The following is a 26,128-nucleotide window of genomic DNA, read 5'->3' as shown; positions in this document are numbered from 1 at the left end:
TATTATAGTTTTTAAAATATTGTGGTTCAATTGCACAGATTACACGGAGATTTCAATTCGTTTAAATGGGCGATTTGAGGTTGCGTAGAAAGAAACCCGGCTGATAAGATGTGAGAGGTCGAGAGTGAACAGTGAACAGAGAAGAAACAGAATTACTATTATTAAATGGAGGTTTTACATTTTGAAATTTCAACCAACACTAAAATCATGGACTAAGCTTGGCGTACCAGCCGTAGCAGCAGGATTTATTTTCTTTGCAGGTCCAGTCAATTCAGAAGCAAATGAACTCGGAAACGATCTTATACAAAAAGGACAGGAAAACTCACAGGTAGAAAGCCTCCAGGAGCTTCTAAGTGATAAAGGAACATTAAACGAAAGCGCAGTATCCGGTACTTTTGGTAAAGAAACCAAAGCTGCTGTTACTGCTTACCAGGAAAAGCACAGTCTTGCAGTGGACGGTATTGCCGGACCGCAGACAATTGGTGCACTTGAAGTCTTAAAGCATGGATCTACAGGTCAGCCTGTTGAAAACCTGCAGGAAGATCTAAGCGATCTTGGACTATATACTATTGAAGTAGACGGCATTTATGGAGATAAAACAGAAAAAGCTGTTAAAGAATTCCAAAGCAAAAGCGGAATAAGCGTTGACGGCCTTGCAGGTCCTGAAACGTTTGGTGCTCTCCATACAGTAAATACTAAAGCACCTTCATCAACTGAAGCTGCTGCAGCACCAAAAGCATCAGCTTCAACAGCTGATTCTAAAGAAAAAGCACCTGTAGAAGAGAAATCATCTTCTGAAGACACTGCTTCTGAGGACACTTCTTCTGAAGACACTAGTGCACAGGAAGCAGCCCAGGCTGAAGAAGCCGCTGCTGAACGTCAAGCCGCACAAGAAGAAGCTGCCGCTCAAGAGGCTGCCGAGCAGGAAGCTGCTGAACGCCAGGCTGCTGCTGAACAGGAAGCTGTAGAGGCTGAATCTGCTGAAGCGGAAAACGCTGCCGAGCAGGAAGCTGCACAAGCCGCTGCCGCTGAAGAAGAGGCTGCTGAACAGGAAGCTGCACAAGCTGAAGAAGAAGCTGCTGAACAGGAAGCTGCACAAGCTGCTGCCGCTGAAGAAGAGGCTGCTGAACAGGAAGCTGCACAAGCCGCTGCCGCTGAAGAAGAGGCTGCTGAACAGGAAGCTGCTGAAGCTGCACAAGCTGAAGAAGAAGCTTCCCAGGAAGTAGTTGAATCATCCTCTTCAGAAGCCAGTGCTGATTCTGAAGCATCCGGTGATTCATTTACAGCTGAAGCTACAGCTTACACTGCTTTCTGTACAGGATGCTCAGGTACTACTGCAACAGGCGTAGACCTTCGTGCCAACCCTAACCAGAATGTTATCGCTGTAGACCCTAATGTTATCCCACTTGGCTCAACTGTTGAAGTTGAAGGCATGGGTACATTTACTGCTGCTGATACTGGTGGAGCAATCAATGGCAATAGAATTGATATCTTCATGGAAGATCGCAGTGACGCTGTATCATTCGGTCGTCAAAACCTTGAAGTAACTGTAATCAACTAATATATTTAAAACCCTTGAGCCGTTTAATGGTCTCAAGGGTTTTTTACTTTTGCATCTTTTTCAACAACCTGAACAAGCTCTCGGCCAAATGGCTGAGAGCTTGTTTTTATACTTTTTCTTTTTGAATGCTTTCTATACAGCGTGCTACTTCCTTTTTTGCTTCATCAATATCAGCAGCAGTGACAAGCATTGGTTCTTTCTCATACTGGGCGTATGCATGATCATAGCGTGGATCATAATAATGCTCCAGTAAAAGAGAGGCGACTCTATCATAGCGTTCTTCCTGCATAGCGGTATGAATGCTTTCTTTCGATTCCTCTGTGAGTTTACTTTCGATTTTTTCAATAGCAGATTTAATTTCCTGGTGGTACAGTTTTGGATCGTACGTTCGAAGCAGTACTTGTTCCCTTTCTTTCATTGGAAGCTGCACATCAATACGGTGTCCATACCATTTCCCCTTTTGAATAAAATCCGGAAGATGAATATTTCCTATCCGCCGGCTCTCTCCTTCAATGATAAAGAAAGGAGCATCTTCGAGTTCTTTTACTCTCATCCAAAGAAGGAGTTCAAACTGCTTCTGACTTCTTTTCTGAAGCCCTATAGATCCAAAAGCCGATCCCCTGTGATTTGCAAGATGCTCCAATGAAATAACCGGATAGCCTTCTTCTTCCAATTGATCCAGTATTTCTGTTTTTCCAGTACCGGTTCCTCCGGACAGCACAATGTATTCTCTTCGTCTTTCTTTTTCCTTTTGGAATGTTTTTTCCATTTCTTTTCGAAAAGACCGTATCCCACCTGGAAGCCTGGAACAGGAGATCCCCATCATATTCATAAAAGAAACAAAAGAACCGCTCCGCATGCCGCCCCGCCAGCAGTATACTTCCACTTCCTGCTCCCCTTCACTAATATCACGCATCAGCCGGTACATGGAAGGAAGTTTTGGTGATAGTATTTCCAGACCAAGATCCATTGCTTTTTCTTTTCCTTGTTGTTTATACGCTGTACCTACCATGGCCCGTTCCTCATCGTCAAAAATAGGAATATTAATGGCTCCAGGAAGTGAATATTCTTCGAATTCTTTAGGGGACCTTACGTCAATATACTGTTTGTTTTTCGATAACATTCTATGAATCCTCTTCCCTTCTCTGTTTTATCTATTAAAAGCCTTTGGCTTTATTATGCTGTACATGGTAAATAAAACAGGTGACGCTATATTGTGCTTTTCTGCAAGCTTTAACGCTTCGCCCTGCAGGTGCTCTACTTCTATTTCTCCCCCACGGAGAAGGTCATTATGCATAGAGGATGTCGCCTCTGTATTCAATGACTGCATCTGCTTTAACGCTGTCTCAGCGTGTTCTGCAGTTATTCCTCCATTTTCTGTATTGGCAATGTCTTTCATTTCCATCAGCATCGAACGTATTGTCATACACGCTTCTTCTGAACGGACGACAGGACCTATCGTTAAGTCTGCAGCCGTTGTAATGCCTGAAAAAGCAGTAATAAACATATATTTTTTCCACATGTCATGCCAGACGTTTTCGCTTCTTTTCGTTTCTGCATTGACGGCCTCAAATAATTCTTCTATTCTATTCACTGCCGGTTCCTGCTCCGGCAGAAGTGCTCCATAAATGATTCCATGCTGGCTGCTTGTATGGTGCACATGCCCTTTTTCATCTAATGCTGCAATGATGAATGCCAGTCCGCCGATAATCCGGCTCTCCGGGATCATTTGTTTCATTTTATCAATATGAGAAGTTCCGTTAAGTAAAGGTAAAACCAACGCTTCTGTTTTTTCAGCCAGTTCAGCCAGCTGCGGAAGCGCTTCATCTATATGGTACCCTTTTACCGCCCATATGATTAAATCTGCGCCTTCAGCTTCTTCGGTTGACGTGATAGTGTTTACCTGTGGTATGTGGAAGTCGCCTGCTGTACTGTGCAGGGTCAATCCATATTCTTTTAGCTGATCACGGCGGCCGGACCTGACGAAAAATGTCACTTCATGTCCGGCTTCGATAAGACGTGCCCCTATATAGGCTCCTACTGCGCCGGCTCCTTGCACTATAACTTTCATGTGTAACCTCTCCTTTGTTTTCTTCTCTCATTGCACAATCAACTATAATTAGATATGATAGCCAAGATGAATCACACAGTTAATTTCCGTGACAATCAGGAGATGAAAATATGAAATGGATCACCGCAATTAGAGAATGGAATCCCGTCTATACAATAAACCGCTGGATTGGACGGGGAGACGGCAGCAGAGCCGGGTCTGTCCAGGAATCCTTAAGCCGTATGGAAAAAAGGCGCCAGGAAAAAGAGTCAAAAACAGACAACCGTTTTTATCGTGCCTCTCTTTATGCTTTTTTCACCGTTTGTGTACTGCTTCTCCTTATGCCTGTTGTATATTTTCTGCCCTGGCCTCAGGTTGCACTTTGGGTAGCTGTTATTATCCTGCTGGCACTGGGTGTATCGTTTACTTTGTCAGCTATCACCATTAAAAAGCAGTCAAAATATGTTCATCTGCCCTATATGTGGGGTATTCTTTTATTTGCTGTCCTGCTCTTTCTATTTTTCCTATTTATCATTATTTATTTTCGTTTTCTGCTCGGTTAATTATCCGAGCTTATTTTTTTCCATATAGCGTAGGGGTCTTGTTCTCCCATATCAACCGGCTTGTGATAGGAAGTATAAGCCGGCGCCTCATCTCCCGGAGAAGGTGCAAGCCCTGCCTCTCTTGCGTCCTCTAACGTCTTTCCCATATAAACTACAGGTATCTTACTCCAGTTAATGGCAGCCTCGCACATCGGGCATGGTTCACCGCTCGTATACAGCTCGCAATCACTTAGATCAGGAGACCCCTGCTCTCTTGTTGCCTGCCTGATTGCTTCCAGCTCTGCATGGGTCGTCGGATCATTTGTCCGGTGCAGCTGATTGGAAGCCCGGGCTATTATTTTTTCATCTCTTACGATAACACACCCGAAAGGCTCTCCTCTGCTTTCTTGTACTGTTTCTGCTGCCAACAGCAGAGCTTCTTTCATAAACTCCTGCTTATATCCCATATCTCTCACCTCATTGTTTTGTATATTTCTGCAGATAGGCCTGCAGCTGATCCTTTGGCTGTTCAATGTCTTCCCCGTGGCAGATGCTGACCCGTTTCGGATTAAGTTCTTCCAGCAGACGGCTCGACTCTACAGCTTCGTTTATATCAGCTGTAAAAGCCTTTATCGGAGGAGTGAGTTTTCCTCTTTTGGAAGTAAACAGATCGCCGCTGATCAATACGTTATCTTCTTTATGATAAAAAACGGTGTGCCCAGGTGAATGGCCGGGCGTCAGATAAGGAACTAAGTTCATCATCGTATGAAGATTATTGTTTTCATCTTCCGGCAGCGGTTTAACGATACCGGGCGTGATGCCTCGTTCCGGTTTTTTCCGCTTCGGGTATGGTACTTTTCCTTCTATATATTGGATTTCATTCGGATGTGCATATACCGGTACTTTTCTTTTGCGTAGAATGGAAGACAGCCCTCCTACATGATCGGAGTGTCCGTGGGTAAGCAGAACCATCTGCAATGGTGCTTTTTCTTCAGCAAATGATAACAGCGAAGAACCCATAAACGGAAGACCCGTATCAATAATAATCGTATAGTCGCCCTCTTTTACAACCCAGGCGCTCATTTTAATTCCCATCCATGTTTCGCCTTTGTATATATGAGGGGAAATCTGTTTGAATTTCATATTTGTCTCTCCTTTTCTAAGGAATGAATGATTAATGGTTACCTTAATAGGGAACTGTCTAACATGACAATTACATCATACCATTTGAAAGGGGTTCCGTTCATGAAACTTCCACCTTGTCCCAATTCCCCTAACTGTGTTTCGACTATGGGAAGCTCTGACGACAAACAACACTACATGGACCCAATTGCTTTCAGCGGCGAGCCGGAAGAAGCAAAACGCATCGTCCGGTCTATTTTGAAAAAAGATCCACTCGCTGAAATCGAGCACGAGGACGTCGATTATATGAAAGCTGTTTACAAAGTAAAGCTCCTGCCTTTTAAAGATGATGTGGAATTCTATTTCGGTCAGCAGGGATTTGTTCATTTCCGCTCTGCTTCCCGGGTCGGCTATTCAGACCTTGGGAAAAATAAAAAAAGAATGACCTCCATAACAAAGCAATTTCGTGAGGAATATAATAAGCAGACAGCAACATAGAATAGGAACGATGGGTTTTGGCACCCATCTTTTTTATGTTTTTCTACAGCATTCCTTTCTGCTTTTACATATACCAATCAAAAAATATATTGATTTATAGCATCATTCATAGTAATATTTTAATTGCAAATGATAATCTTTATCAATAAGGAGATGGACTGATGACAAAGAAATACATATGGATTCCTGCGCTTGCAGGGCTGCTTGCACTGGGTGCCTGCAATGCTTCAGATACAGAAGAAAGTGGCAGTGAAGAAGAAAACGGCGGCGGGGAAACAACTACTGTTCAAGGAGCTGCAGAAGAAGTAGAGCTTGAAGAAACGCCCCAGAATATTGTAGTCTTAGAGTGGGTTTATGCGGAGGACTTATTAGCACTTGGCGTAGATCCTGTCGGTATTGCTGATCTGGAAGGATATAATCAATGGGTGAACGTAGAGCCTGAACTTCCTGAAGATATTACTGATGTAGGCACAAGACAGGAACCAAACCTGGAGGCTATCGCCCAGCTTGAACCGGATCTGATTATTACTGCCTCCTCTCGTCATGAAGCTATTAGTGATCAACTAAATGATATTGCTCCAACCGTTATGTTTGAACCGTACCCGGAAGAAGGCGAAGGCGATCAGTATGAGGAAATGGAAACCACGTTCCGTGAGATCGCTTCTGCTGTTGATAAAGAAGAAGAAGCCGACCAGGTGATGGAAGACCTGAACAGTTCCTATGAAGACGTGGCAGCTGAAATAAGCGACGGTGGATATGAAGGAAACGAAGTTCTTTTATCACAGGCTTTCAGCGCGAATGACACTGCTGCTATCCGTCTTTTTACAGATAACTCCATGGCCGTAAAGATTATGCAGGAAATCGGCCTCGAAAATGCATACGACGGCGCGGAATTTGAACTTTATGGCTATACAGAAACAAATGTTGATGCTCTTGAACCATATCAGGACAGCGATTTCATGTATATCGTACAGGAAGAAGACAATGTCTTTGAAAACCAGCTCGCAGGAAACGAAGTATGGGAAGGCTTGAGCTTTGTGGAAGAAGACCGTACTTACGCACTTCCGGGAGATACCTGGACGTTTGGAGGGCCTCTCTCTGCTGAAGTATTCGCCGAGCAGGTTTCAGACTCACTGACAGGAGAATAAATATGAAGCATTTGCATAGAAAAACAAAGGCTGTCCTTATCTTCGGAGGGGGGACAGCCCTCTTGTTTTTTTTGTCATTTTTACATTTATATCAAAGCAGTCAGGCCATGGGCTGGACCGTTGTGCTCCAGGCACTGCAAAACGAAGGCGAAACCGTTCAGCATAGTATCGTCAGGTCTGTTTACCTTCCCAGAATTGCACTCGGCCTCCTTGCCGGCGCCGCGCTTGCAGCTGCCGGGGTTATTTTTCAAACGCTGACAAAGAATCCTCTGGCCGCGCCTAGTACGCTTGGCGTTCATGCCGGGGCTTATTTCTTTGTAGTAGCCGGGGCAGCTCTTGGGTCAAGCGGCCCCGCCTGGCTCTTTGGCAATGGGTTTTTGTTTGCCTTTCTGGGAGGCTCTCTGGCTGCTGTGCTTGTATTTGCGCTGTCCGGAGGCATCAATGCCACCCCGGTCCGCATGGCGCTTGCAGGGCTTGTACTCAGCTTAATGTTTTCTTCTTTCACTGCTGCTCTGCAGATCTTTTTTGAATATGAAACAGCCGGTTTATTCCTATGGGGAAATGGTTCTCTCGTACAACAGGACTGGAGCGGCGTACTATTTGCCCTCCCCTGGACCGCAGCTATTACTATCGTCATCTTTATGATCAGCCGACAGATGGATATTATGCTGCTTGGCAGCGACCAGGCAAAAGTTCTGGGTGAAAAAACAAAAAGAGTTCAGGTTGTTATGTTCTTTCTCGCTGTCGGCCTCTCCGCTCTTACTGTAAGTGTAGCGGGTCCTATAGCTTTTATCGGCCTTATCGCCCCCCATTTAATGCGGCTGGCCGGCTTCCAGCTTCACAGCCTGCTTATTCCCGCTTCTATGCTGTGGGGTGCTAATATTTTAATTGGGGCAGATATACTCGGACGCTTTCTGGATCCATCTCTTACCGAGATGCCCGTAGGCTCTGTTACCGCATTAATTGGTGCGCCGTGGCTGATCTGGCTTGTGTTGAAACACCGCGGCAGCTTTTTCGGAGCGGGCAGTAGAGAAAGCATATCGGGGAGCCGTCTTTCTTTTATGCTTCCCTATCCGGTTGTATTAATCGGTTCAGGATTTCTCTTAGTACTCGTATTTTTTATAGGGATGGCTGGAGGCAGTACCGGTTTTGAATGGATGGAAACCTGGCGGGCCCTGTTTACAGATGAAGCATCCGGACAACGGTTCATTATCTTTGATCTGCGGCTTGGAAGAATGCTTGCGGCCTGTGCAGCCGGCATGCTCCTGGCAGCAAGCGGTCTTTTATTCCAGGGAATACTCCGTAATCCTCTGGCAGACCCTTCAGTTATCGGTGTAACGGCAGGAGCGGGTGTTGGTGCTTTAAGCGTATTGTTCTTTTTTTCATCGCTCTCAGCCGCCTGGCTCCCGGCCGGTGCGATTGCCGGTGCTTTTCTAACCGTAGCTGTTGTTTTATTCTTTTCATGGAAAACCCAGTTCCATCCGGCCGTGCTTGCCTTAATGGGTATCGCCATATCAGCTGCCGGAGGAGCGGTCACCCAGATTTTAATTGTTCGTTCTAATTTAAATGCCGCTTCCGCGCTCACCTGGCTTTCCGGCAGCACGTATGCAAGCGGATTTAATGAACTGCAGATGTTTCTTGTCTGGCCGCTTGTTATTCTTATTCCAGCGTGTTTCTTTCTTTTGGGCTCACTGAATATTCTTGCGCTGGGAGATAACAATGCGATCGGCCTGGGTGTTCCATTGACAGCCGTGCGTTGGTTTTCGATCATTTTAGCTACCTTTTCTGCTGCTATGGCAGTAGCTGCGGTAGGCACCATCGGATTTATCGGCCTTGTCGCTCCTCATCTGGCCAGGCTGCTTGTAGGAGAGGATTACCGGAGGATCTTTCCTGTCGCGTTACTGCTTGGGGCTGCCCTCCTCGTCGGAGCCGATGCGGCAGGAAGAATAATCATTGCTCCAAAAGAAATTCCATCCGGGCTCGTAGCCGCTATTATTGGCGCTCCTTTTTTCTTATGGCTAATGAGCCGGACCAAAAAATAATATTCCAGAAAAAAGACAGGATAGCGTATTTACGCTTCCTGTCTTTTTGTTAACTTATTGTATTTGGCATTTCGTTCTTCTTTTTTCATTCTTGGGCACCGGTAACAGTATGAACTGCTGCCTTTAAAAGCCAGACAGCACGTCGGCTTTGTATAAATTTTCTCTTCCCCCGCCGGGTTTGGTATTTCCATACAACGGAATGCAAATGGCGGCTTGGCACGCCCAAAAATGTTTCCATCTTCAAAGTCCAGTACATCCTGCCAGCTTTTCCTCAATGCCTGTTCGGTTTCTGGACTTTCCGTCACTTTCGCAAGGTGAAGAAAGTAAGGTACGGCATGATAGACCTGTCCCCAAAGTTCTTTTATACGTACTCCCGCCGTTTCCGAAAACTTCAGAAACAGAGGAGTGACATGCTCTGCATAATACTCGGCAAGCGCCTGCTTTGTGTCCGATGCGTCGGCAGGGCTGTTTTCCAGTACTTCCCGGTCAATCAGGAATTGGTACACCGGCTCATCGTATTCACCCGGCACTAAATAAACTGTACATCTGCTGGAAATGGTGTTCATATCCAGACCGTGGACAATCGCCCAATGGCCGAATGCGATAAAGCGGCTGAAGCGGTTCGCCCAGAAGGCGGCACTCATATCAAAGCTCGGCGCCTCAATATATGTTCCATACTGCTCTAAAAATTGTCTGCAGGATTCTGTTTCTTCTGCCGCCCATTCTTTTAAAGAATGCCGGCACTCCCACTGCTTCGGCTCTTCATGAATAACAGAAAAAACACTTCGTATTTGGGTAGCGTTATGACGGATAACAGCCTGCATAAGCCTACACCTGAGCTAATCTAAGTTCGGCTTCGCTCGTAGGAGCATCGAGTGTATCATTTGTTACAAGGTCGTATGTCATGCACAGAGGCTTTCCTGTTCGGGGATCTGTTACAACATAAGCGTCAATTCCAAATACTCTGCGCAGGACCTTCTGGCAGACTACTTCATGCGACGAACCGTAATGCTGGATTTCTCCATTTTTAATAGCAATTAAATGATCGGAAAATCTAGCAGCCTGATTCAGGTCGTGAAGCACCATAACGATCGTACGGTTTTCTTCCCTGTTCAGCTTTTGAAGAAGCTCGAGTACTTCGAGCTGATGCGCCATATCAAGATAGGTTGTCGGCTCATCAAGAAGAAGCAGGTCGGTCTCCTGGGCAAGTGCCATCGCGATCCAGGCCCGCTGACGCTGGCCTCCGGAAAGAGCATCGAGCGTGCGGTCCTGAAATTCTGTCATTCCTGTATCAAAAATGGCTTTTTCAATCGCTTCTTTATCCACCGGAGTCAGTCCGCCTACTCTTTTACGATGAGGATAGCGGCCGAAAGCTACAAGCTGCTGCACCGTAAGAGTCTGCGGTGTCTCGGGTGACTGTGTAAGAATAGCCATTTCTTTTGCTACTTCTTTTGTTTTCATATCATGTATATTGCGGCCATTTAAATAAACAGCTCCGCTGTTGGGTTTCAATGTTCTGGACATAGCTTTTAGTAAGGTGGATTTTCCGCAGCCATTGGGACCGATAATAGAGGTAACCTGACCTTCTGGTATCTCTACTGTCATTTCCTTTATAATGTTATTTTCCTGATATGAAACTGCTATCTGCTGTGTGGTTAAGTTTGACACACTGGAAACCCCTTTCATGCTTTTCGTACATTTATATAATCTTTTCATCACTAACATTGATAATCATTTTCATTTAAAGTATAAATCTTTTTTTTGAAAATATCAACACGAACAAAAAGACTTTTCTGTATTTTATGTTTTCCTCTCCTCCATTGAGTATGCTACATTGTAATTAACCAGAGAAAAAGGAGCTGCCATTAGATGGATGAAAAAACAAAAGAAGAACAACTGGCATGGCTGAAAAGCGAATATGTAAGAGTGCAGGGAGACCTGGAAAAGCTTGAATCTGTAGGCAGAAGCCCGGAGGCTGCGCTTAACCAGCTTACTGAACTTGAAGAACAGATTGCAGAGACAAGAAAAAAATAGGATTTCCGTTGTCGGCTTCATAAAAAATATCTCAAAGCGATGAACGCTTTGAGATATTTTTTATGGAATTAAAGAAATCGATTCTATTTTTCTACAAAATATTTCACATATTCCGTTTCCCCGGCTGGAATATCAGGATGCCTGACTAATTCCACTCCAAACAGCCCATCTTCATTTATATCGAGCAGGCATTCCTGTTCCAGCATTTCTGAAGCTTCCATGTCAGCATGAAACTTAATTTCAATATACTCTTCTGCGTCTTCGATGCTTGCGGTAAACAACGGGTATTCGATTTTTTTTACTTTCGGAATGGAAATCACGTAGTTTTTGTTATTGTAAATAGTACGCATCACCCTGTAGCCAAGCCAGTTTCCTCTCTTATCATACAGCATGTATCCACTCACATCAGGGTACGCCCCGAGCGGTGACGTCCTGGTGGCTTTATGCTGCAGGTAAATGTAAATTAATTCGTCTTCCATTGTCACAAGCATACTTCTCCTCCTCTGCATTAATCTCTTTTTCTCTATTTTAACAGGTAATATAAATACCTTTACAATTTACTTATGCAGCGTTAGGATAATGGAGGTTTATTTTATTTCAAGGGAGACAATCATGAACAGACTAACATGGAAAGATAACTTTTTTATAGGTTTAATGCTGTTTGCCTTATTTTTTGGAGCAGGCAACTTAATATTTCCTCCATTTTTAGGTCAAGAAGCCGGAACGTCCTACCTTCCCGCTATTATCGGCTTTGTGATTACCGGCGTAGGGCTTCCTGTTTTGGGAATAATCGCGGTTTCCCTCTCCGGCCAGAGCTTTCAGGGGATTGCGGAAAGAGTAAACAAACCGTTTGCATTCCTTTTTATGATTATTTTATACGCAGCTATCGGTCCTTTTTTTGGTATTCCAAGAGCGGCGAACGTTTCTTATGAAATGGGCATCGTTCCTGTTCTGACGGATGGCGGTTCAAACACAGCATTATTTTTGTTTTCCATATTGTTTTTTGGCCTTGTATTTCTGCTGAGCCTCAACCCTACTAAGCTTGTCACAACGATAGGGTATGTTATTACACCAGCTCTGCTTCTTTCTATTGTACTGCTGGTCGCTGGAGCTTATGCCACCGGTTTTATGGGAGGAGGAGGCCCGCCATCGGATGAATATACTTCTCAGGCAATTGGAAGAGGTTTTGTTGAAGGGTACTTAACGATGGATACCATCGCAGCTTTAGCCTTTGGCCTGATTGTTGTGAATACACTGAAAGAAAAAGGTGCATTGGACCGACGCGAAGTAAGACGGTCAGCGGCTTCGGCAGGCATCATTGCAGGTATTGGTCTTGCCGCTGTATATATTGCTATTGGATGGCTTGGAGTGCACAGCGGTCCCCGTATGCTGATGGAAAACGGCAGCGAAATCCTTACTTATTCTGCAGGCGAATCTTTTGGTTTTACCGGCACTATTCTCCTCGGCTTAATTGTTACATTAGCCTGCCTTACCACCTGCATTGGATTAGTAACAGCGTGCAGCCAGTATTTTCACCGCTATCTGCCTTTCCTGCCGTATTCGGTGCTGGCTTTACTATTAACTATACTCAGCCTTCTCGTAGGCAACCTGGGGCTGAATACCATTATTTCTTTATCGGTTCCGCTTCTCGTCGCCATTTATCCGCTTGCGATTGTGTTAATCCTGCTCGCTTTGATAAATGAGAAAATAACGCTTCATCAGTCCCACTATATTGGAGCTGTTGCCGGTACTATTATTGTAAGTGCCTATGACGGGTTAAAGGAAGCAGGCTTAGTGCCTTTGGAGGGCATTGGCCTGTATTCCTACCTCCCATTTTTTGAACTGAACCTGGGCTGGATACTGCCGGCTCTGGCTGGACTTGTGATTGGTCACTTCTTCAGATCAAGATCGATCCCTTATTAAAAAAAGCGGGGCCGCTGGATACTCTCCAGCCCCTCGCTTTTTTATATTCTTACATAGACCATTGTTGCGTCTTTACCGCTTTGAAAAATATTGTCTCCTGTGTACATGAGCGTGACATTATTCAGACGATCTTCCATCTCTTTTATTTTTTGCTTTGCCACATCAAACGCGCAGTATCCCAAAAAATGACCGTTCACATAAAGGGAGCATTTATTGTTAGTTAAGTAAACAAGCTTAATATGTCTGTTCATGATATTAGTATAATACACACCGCCCCTAAGTCTTACCAAATCGTCATCCTCCGTTCTATATTGTTCTTTTTAAAGAATTAAATACATTATATAACGAAAAAACGGATTTGAAAACACTTATTTGAAAGAAAAATACATTTTAACGAACATTTTTTGTTCTTTATATAGAAATTAGTCAAAAATAAAAAAAGGATCGTATGACACGATCCTTTTTCTAATTTTTAATTCTCCATTTGTTGAACTCAAGAAATTCCTTGAACTGATCTTTGGAAACTCCCGAATTCATTGCTTCTTCGACTATTTCCAGCCACTCATTATCGAGCTCTTCTTCATTAATTTCTGATTGCTCTTTAATTAAAAGATCAACCGATATGTTTAATACCTTAGCAATCTTCTCCAAAAACTGGATCGATGGATTTGTTTGAATATCTCTTTCCAGTGCACTAAGATACGACTTCGCGACTCCGGCCTGATTCGCCAGTTCTGTCAACGATAAGCCTCGCTCTTTTCGAAGCAGTTTCACCCTTTCACCAATCATCGCTTGAACCCCTTTGTATACTGTAGTTTGTGCTTTGCTGTAATTATAACATATAACGAATTGCAGTATGTTATAGTGAACGACATTTTTTTAAATTGCACACTTATGCCTATACTTATATTTACATAAAATAAAAAAATAAGCCATACGAAATGGCTTATTTTTTCCTGATTATTTGGTTTGTCTTAAGAATTCTTTAACCTCACTAGGGGTTAAACCAGCTTCTTTAGCCTCAACCATTAAATGCAGCCAATCTTGATCAAGCTTTTGTAATTTTGGAATTAATAATTCCATCAACCCTCACCCGCCTTTAGGAAATTTCCCCAGGCAGTTCAGCCGTCTTAGCTATAATAAGCCTTAGACCTGTAACTTTGCGAGACTGCTTTTCAGCAGCGTTGCCTTTTTCTGAAGGTTGCTTGTTAGTGTTTTTATCTTACTACATTTTTCAAAAAAATGTTAAAAAATTCCTAAAAGAATAATTATCAGAATCTTCTTTAATTATTATCCACCTGTATTTCTCCAAACAAAAACGGTATCTTTTTTGGCAGAATCTTTATATGAACCGGTGTTTCTTCATACACTTCTCCATCCGTGTCTGCTTTCATTGCTTTTTCCGTTTCCAGTTCCACCTCGGAAGCCTGAATATACTCAATAGAACTTTGTTCTAAATTGTACATAAAAGGATTTTTGGAATTAAAAAACTCTTTCAAAAGCGGTGCTCCGCTTTCTTTTATAATGTATACATCTATAAGTCCATCATTCAGGGAAATCTGATCACCCGGAAGGCGGTTTGTACCAATAAAATAACCATTTGCAAATAGGATCATTACAGCATCATCCTTGTATTCTTTTCCATCTGCTTTTAGCGTAAAGGTAAACGGCGAAGCATTGTTAAACGTTTGGAGTGCACTGATAAAATAGCTTACTTTACCAAGCATTCCTTTCAGCTGATCATCGATATTTTCAGACGTTTCTGCGATCAGGCCGATGCCATAAAAATTAGAAAAATAGCGATCGTTCATTTTTCCGATATCGACATACTCTATATGGTTCTGTTCAACTACTGCAGCAGCTTTTTTTAAATTCTGCGGAATCATTAAAGATCTCGAAAAGTCATTGCAGGTTCCTGTAGGCAGGATACCGGTAACGGGAGGGTTTTCCAGCGTAGCGAGGCCGTTAATAGCTTCATGCACAGTCCCATCCCCTCCCATGATCATAATAATATCAAACTCGTTTCCCTGTTCACGGCAGAGCTGTTCTGTATGCCCCTTCTCCTGCGTGAAGGTAATAGTAAGCTCTTTTGTCTGCAGAGCCAGTGTGCTGACGGTCGCATCCAGATTTTTCTGGATTTCATTATTACCGGACGCGCCGTTAATCAATAACCACATCTTATTATACATATTTACCATTCCTTCATTCTATAACATTCTTACCCATATCCTATACCCTATTCTCTCGTATCACACGCTTTTTTAAAACCCCTGCCTGAGATTCGGCAGGGGCTGGCTATTTCTTTTTATATAGAGAAGGCGCATGACGATATTCGCTCATAGAATACTGCACCTGTTTACTATCAAGCATATACAATCTCCAGTCTTTATTGGGATACTGCTTTTGTAAAAAAGAAGATGCTCTTTTCATCTGCATTGCCGTATATTCTGATGTTACCGCATAGGCAGCTATATTCCCATCCGCCTCTAAATCTATTCCACTTATAATAAACAATCCGTCTGCTTGTGCCTCCCGTTTCTCTTCCAACCTTTCGGCAAGGGATTTGATTTCTCCAAGACGCTTCTGCAGAAGTTTCAGTCTGTGAATAAACTCTTTCACATTTTTAAATTGATTCGGGTTAATATATTTCCAGCGTCGTTTTATTGTTAAAGAAAGTTCTGCATCATCACTGAACTGCCTATATGCAATACTCCTCAGCATATAAATTGTAAAATCAAATACGGAGGAAGACTTTTTTAATACATATCCCTGCTGATTTTTCACCGTTTCTGCCTCCTGTTATCTGGCTTTTTCCAGTAATGGACATTGTTCGCACACTTCATTACAGGCCGACAATGCTTTATAGATAGAACACCAGGAACGTTTTGCATAGCAGACAGGAATTTCTTTTTCCTTCGCCCGTTCTTTCAGCTTACTGCTCACATTATGATTTATAAAATCTGTCAGTACCAGTACGAGATCTATGTTTTCAGGTATTTCGCGGTGCACCATTTTTACTTTTCTTCCGCTTATATGCATAATGTCCGAAAATCCCAGCTCATTCAATCGATCCGGGATGGCACCCAGCTTGTCTGCTCCTACTATTAATAACGAATTCATCTGAAGCCCTCCCGTTCTCATTGAAAATCATTCTCATTTAATATAATGTAAGTGTATTGAAAATCATTCTCATTGTCAAATGTTTTTAATATTTAGAAAATCGGGAATAGATGCATATAAAAGCATTCACTCAATACAAATAGATATGGAGGTATAAAATGATTAATAAGCAGCCTGACAGCGTTCAAAGGCTATTTTTCGATGATAATGGAAAAATACCTAATAACCCGTCCCTTCCCGTACTTCTTTACTCTGTTAAAGAACACTACCTTTCCGAATTAGAACAGACTTTTCGACAGAATGGATGGATCAACGCCTGGTACGGAAGTGTATTTACGTATCATCATTTTCACAGTAACAGTCATGAAGTGCTGGCTGTCATTAGAGGAAGCGCATCTCTTTATTTAGGGGGGCCGCAGGGAGAAGCGGTGCATGTTACGAGCGGGGACATTCTGCTGATTCCTGCAGGCGTCGGCCATCGACTGCTTGACTCTGATGATATCTTTCAAGTGATGGGTGCTTATCCGGACAGCCGGGAGATAGACCTTTATACTGGAGATGAGAACAATCATGAGGTAGTATGTAGAAATATTCACCATGCAGCGCTTCCTTCGCTTGATCCTTTTTACGGCGAAAGCGGCCCTCTGCAAAACTATTGGAAATAAAGGAGACATACTCTACTATGGCATCATCAGCACATTATCAAATACTGCTTGCAGAACGTCCAGAAGGCATCCCTACGAGAGATACCTTTCATTTTGACAGAGTCTCTACAGCTTCCCCGGAAGCAGGAGAAGTATTATTAAAAACACTTTATTTGTCCGTTGATCCCTACATGCGCGGACGAATGAATGAAGGCAAATCCTATATCCCGCCTTTTGAACTTCATGAGCCTATTGCCGGAGGCGGCATTGGAGAAGTTGTAGAAAGCCGCTCTTCCTCTTTAAAAGAAGGGGATATTGTGATTGGAAACCTGACCTGGGAAGAATATTCTGTTGTTGCTGCGGATGCTGTCCGTAAAATTGATCCTTCCCTGGCTCCGGTTTCCACCCACTTAGGTATTCTCGGCATGCCCGGACTCACTGCTTATTTTGGAATTAATGACATCTGCCGGCCAAAGCAGGGAGAAACAGTCGTAGTATCCGGAGCAGCCGGTGCCGTTGGCTCTGCTGCTGGTCAAATTGCTAAAATTTATGGGGCACGCATTGTAGGAATTGCCGGTACGGATGAAAAAGTCCGCTACCTGAAAGAGGAGCTTCATTTTGATGAAGTGATTCAATACAATACAACAGAAGATATGACAGCCGCCCTGGAGAAAGCCTGCCCCGACGGTGTCGATGCGTATTTTGACAACGTAGGCGGCGCCATTTCCGAAGCGCTTTATCCCCTATTAAACAAATACGCCCGTATTGCCCAGTGCGGCGCTATTTCAACCTATAACTCCACCGGAGAAGATGTTGGGCCAAGAGTGCAGCAGTACCTTGTGAAAGCGAGCGCCCTGATGCAGGGATTCATCGTAGCCGATTTTTCCAGTCGTTTTCAGGAAGGCTCTGAGAAGTTAGCCGAATGGCTTGAGCAGGGCTCTATAACCTACCGTGAAAACATTGTAGAAGGCATCCAGCAGACCCCTGACGCCTTTATTGGTTTATTTAAAGGAGAGAACCTTGGAAAACAAATTGTAAAACTTTAAAATGCTACATGAAAAGGAGAAAAATAAACAGGGGTGACTCCTGCAGAACAGCCATAGGAGAAGATAAAGAGGCGTTTTCCCCTCTTTAGCTGAGGCATGGCCTGCGGAAAGCACCCCTGTAAAGGTTTTGTATAAAAATACCTATATTTTTTCTTTTTCAAAAGCCTGAAAAAGGAGAAACCCGCTGGGTTTCTCCTTTTTATTTTTCTTCTATATATTCTTCGATCTGTTCACCTAAGTGCCGGCCCGGCTCGTCTGCAAAGCCCTGTACTTTATCTCCCGGCTTTAAATCGATGACAGGTACTCTTTCCCCTGATTCTCTCATTAAACAGACGCTGTCTGCCTGCTGAAGTACAGCCGTTATTTTTTTATTCTCAATAAATCCGGATACGTGCAAAAGGGGACGATGTTCCCATTTAGCCCGTCCGACAATTTTCCGGGACCATTCGCTGCCGTCAAATACATCAACAGTATGACCGCCTTGTATTTCCGAAGCGTAAACCGTATTGCTGGTCTCCCGAATATAGTGGTGGATTCCCCCGGCATTGACCCGGAATACTCTAGGTGGATAGGTATCCGTTTCATTGTTTTCCGAAAGCACATGAAAGTAGCCGCTTCCCGTGCTGCCGATGAGAAGTCCTTCTGTTGGAGACAAGCGGTCTGCCATATCAATACAGACTCTTGTCCCGGCTCCTGCTTCTGTCACTTCTTGGATTGTGATAACTGCTTTGCCCTCAACCATTCATTACTTCACTTCTTCCTGTTTACGCTGTCGGTGCTTTCTTCCCCAGTCTTCCATATGGTGCAGCAGGTCTTTGATGGATTCGCCATACTCCGTTAGAGTATACTCCACCCGTGGAGGTACGACAGGATAAGACGTCCGCTTCACCAGTTCATCTCTTTCCAATTCCTTCAGCTGCTTAATCAATGTCTGATGGTTGATACGCGGAAGCCGTTTTTTAATTTCATTGAACCGAAGTGTTGTTCCCATCAATTCCATTAAAATAACAGCTTTCCACTTTCCACAGACAACCTCCAGCGTTTCTTTTATGTCTTCAGGTGTTGTCTCATTCATTTATTTTCTCCCCAGTCTCATCATAGTCTTCTTCAGCAGGAATTATTCACCACATTAATATATAGTATTAATATCCTTTTTAAGGAACTTGTAAACCTTAGCTGAAGCGGGGAACACCGTTTTCACCAGTTCGGAAAATGGAAAATAAAAGCAGCACCTTCACCCGGTTCACTTTCTACCTTTATTTCGCCTCCAAGAACTTCGGACAAACGAAAAGCGATGGAGAGACCCAGTCCGGTTCCACCGGTTTTTCTGCTTCGGGCTTTATCCACCCGGTAAAATCGGTCAAAGATCTTGGCCTGTTCCTCTTTACTCAGCCCTTCTCCAAAATCGATCACTTTAATACAGGCTGTATCGCCGCCCTCCACTTCTATAACGACGTTTTCTTCACTGTATTTTAATGCATTATCCAGCAGAATATATAAAAGCTGCTTTAATTTTTCTTTATCGGTTACTACTTCTGTTTCTTCTTTCGTTTTCACGACAATATCCCGCTCGTACGTTTTACTGAAAGCATGGGATGCTTCTTCTGCCAGATCAGACAGGTCTACTGTCTGTTTTTTTATTTCCCGCATGGATTCATCCCTGGCAAGCGTCAGCATCTGTTCTGTAATGCTTTTCATTCTCTCAGACTCTGACAGAATAGCATCAAGTGCTTCCTCGCGTACTTCAGGCTTTTCTTTTCCCCATCTTTTCAGAAGCCCCGCATAACTGGCAATAATGGAAAGCGGGGTTTTTAATTCGTGGGAGGCGTCGGATACAAATTGATTCTGTTTTTCAAAATTGCTCTCGAGCCGTTCCATCATATGATTAAACGTCTCTCCCATTTCATACAATTCATCTTTGGAATTCCCCTTCAGCGTAAGCTTTTTCAATTCCCCCCGCTGCTGGATATCTTTCATCGTACGAATTAGTTCAAGAATAGGACGCAGCAGCAAATTGCCGAGCAGCCGTCCGCCAATAACTGTCGGTATAATTATAAGCAAGGTGGCGATTAATAACGCAATCTGAAGAAACCTCATGTTTTCTTCAAGTGCCTGCATATGCTCTGTCACTTCAAGCGTCACAATACTCCCATCCTGCCAGATAATCGGTTTCTCCACAGCTGCAAACCTTTCGCCGTTCCCGGACTGAAAGGTTCGCTGGGATTCGCCGGCCGAATACTCCGCCGGGAGCTGACGGAAACGGTCTTCCGTTGTTTGAATAGAGAGCACTTCCTCCTGCCCGATAATCCGAATCATGCCGTTCGCCGGTAAAAACGCCTGCAGAAGCGCCTCCGATTCCGCTGTATTTCCTTCAGTGGAAAGCAGGGATTCTGTAATGGACTCGGATTGATTCTGCAGCCTCTCCACTTCTGCATTAACCGATAACCGGTCAAATAATAAATAAATAGATATATTGACAATAATGACGATAAGAAGCATCCAGATCGTTGCAAACAGCTGGATTTTTGTTTTAAGCTTCATGACTGCTTCCTTTAATAGAGTAACCGACTCCGCGGATCGTATGAATCAGCTGGATTGGAAATGGTTTATCCACTTTCTGCCGCAGATAGCGGATATACACATCCACTACGTTTGTGTCGCCAAAATAATCAAACCCCCATACCTGCTCAAGCAGCTGGTCTCTCGTCAGAACGATATTGTTGTTTTTCATCATATATGTGAGCAGATCAAACTCTCTGGGCGTCAGCTCTATACTGACTCCTGCCCGCAGCACTTCCCGGTTATCCAAGTTGACCTTTATATCTTCTACTTCTACTACATTATGTTTTTTTCCCTGAGTCCTGTTTTCTGCGTAACGCAGCTGTGCCCGGATTCTTGCGAGCAGTTCTTCAATCTGAAAAGGCTTGGTCATATAATCGTTAGCTCCAAGGTCGAGTCCGCTCACTTTATCGGGCGTCTGATCTCTTGCGGTAAGTAGAATAATCGGCGTTACGTTATTTTCCTTTCGAAAACGGCGTAGAATTTCCATCCCGTTTAAACTGGGAAGCATCACATCCAGCAGAATTAAGTCCCACTTCTTTTCTTTTGCCCGCTCCAGCCCTTCCAGCCCGTCGTGTATGATTTCTGTCTGGTATCCCTCATACTCCAATTCCAGGCTTGTTACCCGTGCAAGCTTTTCTTCGTCCTCTATAATTAGAATCTCCTGCATGCCGCGCCCCCTCTCTTCTCCTGTTCTTCTCTAGCTTATCCAATTTCTTATTAAAAAAAAAGACTGAATCCATTAGATTCAGTTAGAGTTTGAAAAATAAATTCCATTTTTATATTTATACAGACCGTTCTTTTCGCACCGGTTTTTCCTGAGGTACTCCTTTATCCTTGGACAGTATCCAGCCGGCGGCTCCGATACCGACCAGCACGATATAAAACGAAGCTTTCCAAAGAGTGGATTCGGCGAAATGTTCCGGCAGGATAGATAAAGCCGGATGAGAAAGAGTATGGACCACCAGCTTCACTCCGACCCAGCCAACGATAGCAAACGCAGCAATTTCCAGCCCCGGCCTTTTTTCGAGCAGCGTCACAAACCAGCCGGCGGCAAACCTCATAATTACGACCCCTATCAGCCCGCCTGTTAGAATCACAAGGAACTGCCCTCCATCCATCCCGCCTATCATCGGAAGGCTGGTACGGGGAAGAGTAACAGCCAGAGCAACTGCGGCCAGAATTGAATCCACCGCAAACGCGATATCTGCGATTTCCACTTTTGCTACGGTGCGCCAGAATCCTGCAGGATTTTCTGCATCATGTTCTGTCTTTTTCTCCACCGTGCTTTCCTTATGAAACCATAATTTCCGGACAATATGGTTGATTGCGATAAATAACAAATATAGGGCACCAATTGCCTGCACCTGCCACACATCAATTAATAACGAAATAATAAACAAAGAGGCAAAACGAAAAATAAACGCCCCGGCCAGTCCATAGAACAATGCTTTTTTTCTTTTTTCCGGCGGAAGCCTTTTAACCATAACGGCCAGGACAAGCGCATTATCTGCAGCAAGGACCCCTTCAAGCAGTATGAGAACGAGCAGCACCCATCCGTATTCCATCAGCAGACTAAGTTCCATGTTTATCTTCTCCTTTTCCAAGATAAACCCGGTACCCTGCAGCGATAGTTATTCTGTGCAAAAGCACAAAAAACCTTCACCACGGAGGCGGTGAAGGCATGAAAAAGCCTTTACCCGTCTCATAGGTAAAGGTCTCGCAAACAGCATAAAAGCTGCCAATAAAACCGGGGATTGCTCCCGTCCTGACGATTTTATTGAAAAAGCTACTCCCCTTTTTCCAAAGGATATCAAGTTATTTCTTATAATGTACTCCTCACTGCCGGTATTGTCAATCTTATTTATTCCGGGTTCATTTTCGTGGAGAGTTCTTCCCAGCGCTCAAACAGATACTCTGTCTGTTCCTCCAGCTTCTGCTTTTCTTCCATCCACTTCTGAATATTTTCGAAATCACTGCCGGCTGCATCTATCTTTTTCTGGATTTCTCCGCTCTGTTCTTCTGCTTCCAGAATATCCTCTTCAATAGATTCCCATTCTTTCTTTTCGTTATAGGATAATTTGACTGCTTTCTTTTTTTCCGGAAGTTTTTTTGCTGCAGAGACCGCTACCGATTTTTCTGCCTGCTCCGTTAAAAAGTCGGAATAACTTCCCTGAAACCGTTTGACTGTCGACGTACTGTCGAAAATAAGCAGGTAATCCACAACTCGGTCCAAAAAATAACGGTCGTGGGATACAGTAATGACGCAGCCGGAAAAAGCAGCCAGGTATTCTTCCAAAATCCCAAGCGTCTGGGTATCAAGGTCGTTGGTCGGCTCATCCAGCATTAATACGTTTGGTTCCGTCATTAAAATACTCAGTAAATAAAGCCTCCGTTTTTCTCCTCCGGATAAACGGCTGATATAGTTCCACTGCACGGTTCGGTTGAATAAAAACCGCTCCAGCATTTGTTCAGCGGTAACACTCTGGCCGTCTTCTGTCTGCACTACTTCCGCAATGCTTCTAATATATTCGATAACCCGCTTGGATTCATCCAGTTCCTCATGGTTTTGCGTATAGTATCCTATTTTGACTGTTGTACCTGTATCCACTACTCCACTATCCGGCTGTTCCCGTCCTGCCATTATATTAAGGAGCGTTGATTTCCCGCTTCCGTTTTCTCCGATAATGCCTATTCTGCTGCCCGGCTGCACGAGCAGATTAAAGGAGTCCAGCAGCTGCCGGCCGGGAAACGCCTTCGAGATATTCTCGAGTTCCATCACCTTTTTTCCTAACCGCTGTGATCCTACAGCAAAAGAAAGCTCTTCTTTTGAGGTGTGCTGCATCGTTTCTTTTGTATGATGAATCCGCTGCACTCTTGCTTTTTGTTTCGTGCCGCGTGCTTTAGGTCCTCTTCGCAGCCATTCGAGTTCACGTCTCATCGTATTCTGAAGCTTTGTATTTCTGTTTTCTTCGTTTGCTTCGCGTTCCGCCTTTTTTTCCAGGTACATTTCGTAGTTGCCGCTGTATTCGTAAAGGTTTCCTTTATCGAGTTCAAATACACGGTTGGTTACACGATTCAGAAAGTACCGATCATGCGTAACGACAATAAGCGCACCCGGAAAAGTGGCCAGGTATTTTTCCAGCCATTCGATTGACTGATGATCCAAATGGTTCGTCGGCTCATCCAGAATCAGCAGGTCCCCCGGCTGAATTAAAGCTTTTGCCATTGCGACACGCTTTTTCTGGCCGCCGGAAAGATCTTTTGTCTTTTTTAAAAATTCAGTAATGCCAAGCTTTGTCAGTACTTGTTTAGCAAGTGTGCTCGCCTCCCAGGCATCTTCTTCTTCGATCCGCTGCTGTACAGCTATCATACGCTCCTGGATCTTCGCGTCGCCGGGAGCTTTTTCAAGCTCGGCCTGTACTTTTTCATATTCCCGCATCGTTTTCATTTTTTTAGAGGCACCAAAGTATATTTCATCCAGTACCGTGGCCTCTCCGTCCAATACAGGTTCCTGGGGAAGGAACGCCTGCTCAAAGGAATTAGCATGATACACTATGCCCTCTTCTGGACTTTCTATACCGGACAGGACTTTCAACAGCGTTGATTTGCCTGTTCCGTTTACTCCAATTAATCCGATTCTATCCTGGGGCTCAATAGAAAAGGAAATCCGGTCAAATATTGTTTTTTCACCATATGATTTATACAGGTCTTCCACTCGAATAATACTCATCACGCATTCCTGCCTTTCTCTTTCTGCCGTGCTATTATATCATACGCCCGCGTATTTTCTCACCTGCTGCAGCGTGTCAGCCGGCTCTATCCATACAAAAAAACCGCCCGAAGGCGGTTTGTTTTTGTTTTATGAGTTTGCAGGACGTTTTGGATTTCTTCTTGTTCTTGCATAACTCTCTTTACGCTGCGTTGACTTGCCGTAAGGTTTCTTACCGCCGCCGCCTGCGCCGCGGGGGCCATCGTTTCTCTTACGGTAGTTACCGCCGCCGCCTTGTTTTTTAGAGCGGAGTGGTGCTTCTTCCGTCAGCTTGACTGTTGCTTTTTCAGCTTCTTTTGTATTGACCTTAAGGGCCGCTGCTACGAGCGTTACCGCATCGTATTCACTAAGAAGATTTTCAGCCGGGCCTCTAAGAGCGTCCAGTCTTTCTCCTTTTGCTGCTTTTTCAAGATCTTCTACAGCCTGATGAACGCGTCCTTCCATTGCGTCTTCAAAGGTAGGAAGCTCTTCTCTGATCATTTTCGCTTTTGTTGTATCTTCAATATACTTCAAATGGCTTTTTTCTTTTGGCGTTACAAAGCTGTAAGCCAAACCATTCTTACCGGCACGGCCGGTACGGCCGATACGGTGAACGTAGCTTTCCGGATCCTGCGGCAGGTCAAAGTTGTAAACGTGCGTTACGCCCGTTACATCAAGCCCTCTTGCTGCAACGTCTGTTGCGACAAGTATATCAATAGTAGATTTTTTAAATTTGCGGATTACTTTATCGCGCTTTTCCTGCTTCAGGTCTCCGTGGATACCTTCTGCAGCATAGCCGCGCTGGGAAAGAGCTTCAGCAAGCTCGTCTACTCTTCTTTTTGTCCGGCCGAAAACGATAGCCAGATCAGGAGGAGTAATATCAAGCTGATGGCAAAGCGTGTCAAACTTCTGCTTTTCCGGTACTTCGATATAACGCTGCTCGATGTTGGAAACCGTCAAGCCTTTGCTTTTTACTTTAATGGATTCTGGATCTTTCATAAACTTGCTCGTTACTGTTCTCAATCTTGTAGGCATAGTTGCTGAGAACAACAATGTTTGACGGTCTTCCGGTGTTTCACTGAGAATTGTTTCAATGTCTTCAACAAATCCCATGCTGAGCATTTCGTCCGCTTCATCCAATACAACCATTCTCATCGTGTTGGGACGGATTGTTTTTCTTCTCATATGGTCCATGAAACGACCTGGAGTTCCTACGATAATCTGCGGGGATCTTTTCAACGCTTTAATCTGGCGTGAAATATCCTGTCCGCCGTAAATCGCAAGGGACCAGATGCCTGCGTACTTGCCCAGGCGGTTGATCTCTTCAGATACCTGAATAGCTAATTCTCTTGTAGGAGCAAGAATTAAGCCCTGTGGTGCTTTTTCTTCTTTATTCATGTTTTCAATAAGCGGAATACCAAATGCTGCTGTTTTACCTGTTCCTGTTTGTGCCTGGCCGATGATATCCTTGCCTGCTTTCAGCTTAGGAATAACCTCTGATTGGATAGGTGTTGCTTCTTCAAATCCCATAGCCTCAACGGCTTTTAAGATTTCCGGGTTGATATTTAGTTCTTTAAACAAAGTCAATAAAATAATCTCCTTTATATTTCATATTTCTTATTATTTCCGCAACAAAATAGTGTGGCAGATACTTTTACTTTGAAAGTTCGCTTAACTAGTTCATTCCATAACCTTAATATTATACCATATTTATTGATCTTAAAACATCATTTTCATTAATATTTTTTTACAATCATTAAAATACAGTAACATTATCTTTATATATGGCAGATTGATTTACTCCATTATTAGGTATAAAATAAGGGCAGTTCCTAAAACTATTTTTTAAGGGGGCCCTGGAATGAATAAGCCTTATGCTTACATCTTTGATGAAAAAATTCAGCAGGTAACCGCCGGAACATCAGCCGATATTGAAATAATTGCCAATAACCGCCGGAATATCCATTACTTCGCTTCACAGCACGAGATGGCTGAAGCCGTGAAACATTACTACCATAAAGAATGTATCATTACGCTGGCTACCCACTTGAACACTTTTGAAAAAGAATTGTTTGATACTGTTTAAAA

At 43.8% G+C, this 26,128-nt stretch carries 30 protein-coding genes and 1 riboswitch; of the genes, 10 read left to right on the top strand and 20 right to left on the bottom strand.

Annotation, left to right across the window (positions count from 1 at the left end):
* Nucleotides 1–181: 181 nt before the first annotated feature.
* Nucleotides 182–1,561 (top strand): peptidoglycan-binding protein, encoded by a 1,380-nt coding sequence (locus AC5W2J_RS15720; RefSeq protein ID WP_496060406.1) that lies wholly within the window; start codon nucleotides 182–184, stop codon nucleotides 1,559–1,561.
* 106 nt (nucleotides 1,562–1,667) lie between these two features.
* Here AC5W2J_RS15720 and mnmH read toward each other — a convergent pair whose 3' ends face one another.
* Together mnmH and AC5W2J_RS15710 are read right to left on the bottom strand one after the other, a co-directional pair.
* Nucleotides 1,668–2,684, bottom strand: coding sequence for a tRNA 2-selenouridine(34) synthase MnmH (gene mnmH, locus AC5W2J_RS15715; RefSeq protein WP_496060405.1), 1,017 nt, complete (start codon nucleotides 2,682–2,684; stop codon nucleotides 1,668–1,670).
* A 27-nt stretch (nucleotides 2,685–2,711) separates the two neighbouring features.
* A complete protein-coding gene (locus AC5W2J_RS15710; protein WP_496060404.1) occupies nucleotides 2,712–3,632 on the bottom strand; it encodes a ketopantoate reductase family protein in 921 nt (306 codons plus the stop codon).
* 110 nt (nucleotides 3,633–3,742) lie between these two features.
* Here AC5W2J_RS15710 and AC5W2J_RS15705 point away from each other — a divergent pair, with 110 nt between their 5' ends.
* Nucleotides 3,743–4,174 carry a hypothetical protein gene (locus AC5W2J_RS15705; protein WP_496060403.1) on the top strand — a complete coding sequence of 144 codons (432 nt, stop codon included), beginning with the start codon at nucleotides 3,743–3,745 and terminating at the stop codon, nucleotides 4,172–4,174.
* Here AC5W2J_RS15705 and AC5W2J_RS15700 read toward each other — a convergent pair.
* The gene (locus AC5W2J_RS15700; RefSeq protein ID WP_496060402.1) at nucleotides 4,171–4,620 is read right to left on the bottom strand and encodes a nucleoside deaminase; all 450 of its coding nucleotides are present in this window, start codon (nucleotides 4,618–4,620) and stop codon (nucleotides 4,171–4,173) included. The two genes, AC5W2J_RS15705 and AC5W2J_RS15700, sit on opposite strands and share 4 nt — an antisense overlap.
* A 10-nt stretch (nucleotides 4,621–4,630) precedes the next feature.
* The gene (locus AC5W2J_RS15695) at nucleotides 4,631–5,296 is read right to left on the bottom strand and encodes an MBL fold metallo-hydrolase (protein ID WP_496060401.1); all 666 of its coding nucleotides are present in this window, start codon (nucleotides 5,294–5,296) and stop codon (nucleotides 4,631–4,633) included.
* A 102-nt stretch (nucleotides 5,297–5,398) separates the two neighbouring features.
* Here AC5W2J_RS15695 and AC5W2J_RS15690 point away from each other — a divergent pair, with 102 nt between their 5' ends.
* From AC5W2J_RS15690 to AC5W2J_RS15680, 3 genes are all read left to right on the top strand, one after another.
* Entirely contained in the window at nucleotides 5,399–5,773 is a 375-nt protein-coding gene (locus AC5W2J_RS15690) for a DUF1499 domain-containing protein (RefSeq protein ID WP_496060400.1), read from the top strand.
* Between the two features lie 161 nt (nucleotides 5,774–5,934).
* Complete coding sequence (locus tag AC5W2J_RS15685) at nucleotides 5,935–6,921, top strand: ABC transporter substrate-binding protein (RefSeq protein ID WP_496060399.1); 987 nt, start codon at nucleotides 5,935–5,937, stop codon at nucleotides 6,919–6,921.
* Between the two features lie 71 nt (nucleotides 6,922–6,992).
* Nucleotides 6,993–8,963 carry an iron ABC transporter permease gene (locus tag AC5W2J_RS15680; RefSeq protein WP_496060398.1) on the top strand — a complete coding sequence of 657 codons (1,971 nt, stop codon included), beginning with the start codon at nucleotides 6,993–6,995 and terminating at the stop codon, nucleotides 8,961–8,963.
* 29 nt (nucleotides 8,964–8,992) lie between these two features.
* On the opposite strand, the gene AC5W2J_RS15675 is transcribed toward AC5W2J_RS15680, so the two are convergent.
* Entirely contained in the window at nucleotides 8,993–9,787 is a 795-nt protein-coding gene (locus tag AC5W2J_RS15675) for a hypothetical protein (RefSeq protein ID WP_496060397.1), read from the bottom strand.
* A gap of 4 nt (nucleotides 9,788–9,791) precedes the next feature.
* The gene (locus tag AC5W2J_RS15670) at nucleotides 9,792–10,631 is read right to left on the bottom strand and encodes an ABC transporter ATP-binding protein (protein ID WP_496060396.1); all 840 of its coding nucleotides are present in this window, start codon (nucleotides 10,629–10,631) and stop codon (nucleotides 9,792–9,794) included.
* Between the two features lie 201 nt (nucleotides 10,632–10,832).
* Between AC5W2J_RS15670 and AC5W2J_RS15665 the strand changes: the two genes are divergently transcribed.
* Nucleotides 10,833–10,997 carry an SE1832 family protein gene (locus AC5W2J_RS15665; RefSeq protein ID WP_496060395.1) on the top strand — a complete coding sequence of 55 codons (165 nt, stop codon included), beginning with the start codon at nucleotides 10,833–10,835 and terminating at the stop codon, nucleotides 10,995–10,997.
* 83 nt (nucleotides 10,998–11,080) lie between these two features.
* On the opposite strand, the gene AC5W2J_RS15660 is transcribed toward AC5W2J_RS15665, so the two are convergent.
* Entirely contained in the window at nucleotides 11,081–11,488 is a 408-nt protein-coding gene (locus AC5W2J_RS15660; RefSeq protein ID WP_496060394.1) for a hypothetical protein, read from the bottom strand.
* A gap of 121 nt (nucleotides 11,489–11,609) precedes the next feature.
* Between AC5W2J_RS15660 and brnQ the strand changes: the two genes are divergently transcribed.
* Complete coding sequence (brnQ, locus tag AC5W2J_RS15655; RefSeq protein ID WP_496060393.1) at nucleotides 11,610–12,920, top strand: branched-chain amino acid transport system II carrier protein; 1,311 nt, start codon at nucleotides 11,610–11,612, stop codon at nucleotides 12,918–12,920.
* A gap of 41 nt (nucleotides 12,921–12,961) precedes the next feature.
* On the opposite strand, the gene AC5W2J_RS15650 is transcribed toward brnQ, so the two are convergent.
* From AC5W2J_RS15650 to AC5W2J_RS15625, 6 genes are all read right to left on the bottom strand, one after another.
* A complete protein-coding gene (locus AC5W2J_RS15650; RefSeq protein ID WP_496060392.1) occupies nucleotides 12,962–13,171 on the bottom strand; it encodes a hypothetical protein in 210 nt (69 codons plus the stop codon).
* Between the two features lie 214 nt (nucleotides 13,172–13,385).
* A complete protein-coding gene (locus tag AC5W2J_RS15645; RefSeq protein WP_496060391.1) occupies nucleotides 13,386–13,709 on the bottom strand; it encodes a helix-turn-helix domain-containing protein in 324 nt (107 codons plus the stop codon).
* A gap of 171 nt (nucleotides 13,710–13,880) precedes the next feature.
* Nucleotides 13,881–14,003, bottom strand: coding sequence for an anti-repressor SinI family protein (locus AC5W2J_RS15640; protein WP_496060390.1), 123 nt, complete (start codon nucleotides 14,001–14,003; stop codon nucleotides 13,881–13,883).
* Nucleotides 14,004–14,032: 29 nt separating this feature from the next.
* Nucleotides 14,033–14,119, bottom strand: a riboswitch (cyclic di-GMP riboswitch).
* Nucleotides 14,120–14,203: 84 nt separating this feature from the next.
* Complete coding sequence (locus AC5W2J_RS15635) at nucleotides 14,204–15,109, bottom strand: diacylglycerol/lipid kinase family protein (RefSeq protein WP_496060389.1); 906 nt, start codon at nucleotides 15,107–15,109, stop codon at nucleotides 14,204–14,206.
* Between the two features lie 106 nt (nucleotides 15,110–15,215).
* Nucleotides 15,216–15,704 (bottom strand): hypothetical protein, encoded by a 489-nt coding sequence (locus AC5W2J_RS15630; protein WP_496060388.1) that lies wholly within the window; start codon nucleotides 15,702–15,704, stop codon nucleotides 15,216–15,218.
* 15 nt (nucleotides 15,705–15,719) lie between these two features.
* A complete protein-coding gene (locus AC5W2J_RS15625; protein WP_496060387.1) occupies nucleotides 15,720–16,040 on the bottom strand; it encodes a DUF2325 domain-containing protein in 321 nt (106 codons plus the stop codon).
* Nucleotides 16,041–16,198: 158 nt separating this feature from the next.
* On the opposite strand from AC5W2J_RS15625, the gene AC5W2J_RS15620 reads away from it, so the two are divergent.
* The gene (locus AC5W2J_RS15620; protein ID WP_496060386.1) at nucleotides 16,199–16,705 is read left to right on the top strand and encodes a cupin domain-containing protein; all 507 of its coding nucleotides are present in this window, start codon (nucleotides 16,199–16,201) and stop codon (nucleotides 16,703–16,705) included.
* A gap of 17 nt (nucleotides 16,706–16,722) precedes the next feature.
* Nucleotides 16,723–17,730, top strand: coding sequence for an NADP-dependent oxidoreductase (locus tag AC5W2J_RS15615; protein ID WP_496060385.1), 1,008 nt, complete (start codon nucleotides 16,723–16,725; stop codon nucleotides 17,728–17,730).
* 199 nt (nucleotides 17,731–17,929) lie between these two features.
* On the opposite strand, the gene AC5W2J_RS15610 is transcribed toward AC5W2J_RS15615, so the two are convergent.
* The 7 genes from AC5W2J_RS15610 to cshA all read right to left on the bottom strand — a co-directional run bounded on the left by AC5W2J_RS15610 (nucleotide 17,930) and on the right by cshA (nucleotide 25,627).
* Nucleotides 17,930–18,472: a 3-dehydroquinate synthase II gene (locus AC5W2J_RS15610; RefSeq protein ID WP_496060384.1), complete on the bottom strand. Its 543-nt coding sequence runs from the start codon at nucleotides 18,470–18,472 to the stop codon at nucleotides 17,930–17,932.
* Nucleotides 18,473–18,475: 3 nt separating this feature from the next.
* On the bottom strand, nucleotides 18,476–18,805 hold the full coding sequence (locus tag AC5W2J_RS15605) for a winged helix-turn-helix transcriptional regulator (protein ID WP_496060383.1): 330 nt from the start codon (nucleotides 18,803–18,805) through the stop codon (nucleotides 18,476–18,478).
* A gap of 122 nt (nucleotides 18,806–18,927) precedes the next feature.
* The gene (locus AC5W2J_RS15600; RefSeq protein WP_496060382.1) at nucleotides 18,928–20,271 is read right to left on the bottom strand and encodes an ATP-binding protein; all 1,344 of its coding nucleotides are present in this window, start codon (nucleotides 20,269–20,271) and stop codon (nucleotides 18,928–18,930) included.
* Complete coding sequence (locus AC5W2J_RS15595; protein WP_496060381.1) at nucleotides 20,261–20,959, bottom strand: response regulator transcription factor; 699 nt, start codon at nucleotides 20,957–20,959, stop codon at nucleotides 20,261–20,263. Before AC5W2J_RS15595 ends, AC5W2J_RS15600 begins: the two co-directional genes overlap by 11 nt.
* A gap of 115 nt (nucleotides 20,960–21,074) precedes the next feature.
* Complete coding sequence (locus AC5W2J_RS15590; RefSeq protein WP_496060380.1) at nucleotides 21,075–21,875, bottom strand: TerC family protein; 801 nt, start codon at nucleotides 21,873–21,875, stop codon at nucleotides 21,075–21,077.
* 278 nt (nucleotides 21,876–22,153) lie between these two features.
* On the bottom strand, nucleotides 22,154–24,022 hold the full coding sequence (locus tag AC5W2J_RS15585; protein WP_496060379.1) for an ABC-F family ATP-binding cassette domain-containing protein: 1,869 nt from the start codon (nucleotides 24,020–24,022) through the stop codon (nucleotides 22,154–22,156).
* Between the two features lie 129 nt (nucleotides 24,023–24,151).
* Nucleotides 24,152–25,627, bottom strand: a complete 1,476-nt coding sequence (gene cshA / locus AC5W2J_RS15580) for a degradosome RNA helicase CshA (RefSeq protein ID WP_496060378.1) — start codon at nucleotides 25,625–25,627, stop codon at nucleotides 24,152–24,154.
* 274 nt (nucleotides 25,628–25,901) lie between these two features.
* Here cshA and AC5W2J_RS15575 point away from each other — a divergent pair, with 274 nt between their 5' ends.
* Nucleotides 25,902–26,126, top strand: a complete 225-nt coding sequence (locus AC5W2J_RS15575; RefSeq protein ID WP_496060377.1) for a hypothetical protein — start codon at nucleotides 25,902–25,904, stop codon at nucleotides 26,124–26,126.
* Nucleotides 26,127–26,128 lie beyond the last annotated feature (2 nt).

The organism is Sinobaca sp. SA16-1 (genome assembly GCF_059510515.1).
Note: the sequence above shows the minus strand (reverse complement) of the source record. Positions and strands in the feature narration are given on the sequence as shown.

Coding starts and splice junctions, on each gene's coding strand:
- mnmH (WP_496060405.1), bottom strand. CDS start 2,684: ATGTTATCGAAAAACAAACAGTATATTGACGTAAGGTCCCCTAAAGAA.
- AC5W2J_RS15710 (WP_496060404.1), bottom strand. CDS start 3,632: ATGAAAGTTATAGTGCAAGGAGCCGGCGCAGTAGGAGCCTATATAGGG.
- AC5W2J_RS15705 (WP_496060403.1), top strand. CDS start 3,743: ATGAAATGGATCACCGCAATTAGAGAATGGAATCCCGTCTATACAATA.
- AC5W2J_RS15700 (WP_496060402.1), bottom strand. CDS start 4,620: ATGGGATATAAGCAGGAGTTTATGAAAGAAGCTCTGCTGTTGGCAGCA.
- AC5W2J_RS15695 (WP_496060401.1), bottom strand. CDS start 5,296: ATGAAATTCAAACAGATTTCCCCTCATATATACAAAGGCGAAACATGG.
- AC5W2J_RS15690 (WP_496060400.1), top strand. CDS start 5,399: ATGAAACTTCCACCTTGTCCCAATTCCCCTAACTGTGTTTCGACTATG.
- AC5W2J_RS15685 (WP_496060399.1), top strand. CDS start 5,935: ATGACAAAGAAATACATATGGATTCCTGCGCTTGCAGGGCTGCTTGCA.
- AC5W2J_RS15675 (WP_496060397.1), bottom strand. CDS start 9,787: ATGCAGGCTGTTATCCGTCATAACGCTACCCAAATACGAAGTGTTTTT.
- AC5W2J_RS15665 (WP_496060395.1), top strand. CDS start 10,833: ATGGATGAAAAAACAAAAGAAGAACAACTGGCATGGCTGAAAAGCGAA.
- AC5W2J_RS15660 (WP_496060394.1), bottom strand. CDS start 11,488: ATGCTTGTGACAATGGAAGACGAATTAATTTACATTTACCTGCAGCAT.
- brnQ (WP_496060393.1), top strand. CDS start 11,610: ATGAACAGACTAACATGGAAAGATAACTTTTTTATAGGTTTAATGCTG.
- AC5W2J_RS15650 (WP_496060392.1), bottom strand. CDS start 13,171: ATGAACAGACATATTAAGCTTGTTTACTTAACTAACAATAAATGCTCC.
- AC5W2J_RS15645 (WP_496060391.1), bottom strand. CDS start 13,709: ATGATTGGTGAAAGGGTGAAACTGCTTCGAAAAGAGCGAGGCTTATCG.
- AC5W2J_RS15640 (WP_496060390.1), bottom strand. CDS start 14,003: ATGGAATTATTAATTCCAAAATTACAAAAGCTTGATCAAGATTGGCTG.
- AC5W2J_RS15635 (WP_496060389.1), bottom strand. CDS start 15,109: ATGTATAATAAGATGTGGTTATTGATTAACGGCGCGTCCGGTAATAAT.
- AC5W2J_RS15625 (WP_496060387.1), bottom strand. CDS start 16,040: ATGAATTCGTTATTAATAGTAGGAGCAGACAAGCTGGGTGCCATCCCG.
- AC5W2J_RS15620 (WP_496060386.1), top strand. CDS start 16,199: ATGATTAATAAGCAGCCTGACAGCGTTCAAAGGCTATTTTTCGATGAT.
- AC5W2J_RS15615 (WP_496060385.1), top strand. CDS start 16,723: ATGGCATCATCAGCACATTATCAAATACTGCTTGCAGAACGTCCAGAA.
- AC5W2J_RS15610 (WP_496060384.1), bottom strand. CDS start 18,472: ATGGTTGAGGGCAAAGCAGTTATCACAATCCAAGAAGTGACAGAAGCA.
- AC5W2J_RS15605 (WP_496060383.1), bottom strand. CDS start 18,805: ATGAATGAGACAACACCTGAAGACATAAAAGAAACGCTGGAGGTTGTC.
- AC5W2J_RS15600 (WP_496060382.1), bottom strand. CDS start 20,271: ATGAAGCTTAAAACAAAAATCCAGCTGTTTGCAACGATCTGGATGCTT.
- AC5W2J_RS15595 (WP_496060381.1), bottom strand. CDS start 20,959: ATGCAGGAGATTCTAATTATAGAGGACGAAGAAAAGCTTGCACGGGTA.
- AC5W2J_RS15590 (WP_496060380.1), bottom strand. CDS start 21,875: ATGGAACTTAGTCTGCTGATGGAATACGGATGGGTGCTGCTCGTTCTC.
- AC5W2J_RS15585 (WP_496060379.1), bottom strand. CDS start 24,022: ATGAGTATTATTCGAGTGGAAGACCTGTATAAATCATATGGTGAAAAA.
- AC5W2J_RS15575 (WP_496060377.1), top strand. CDS start 25,902: ATGAATAAGCCTTATGCTTACATCTTTGATGAAAAAATTCAGCAGGTA.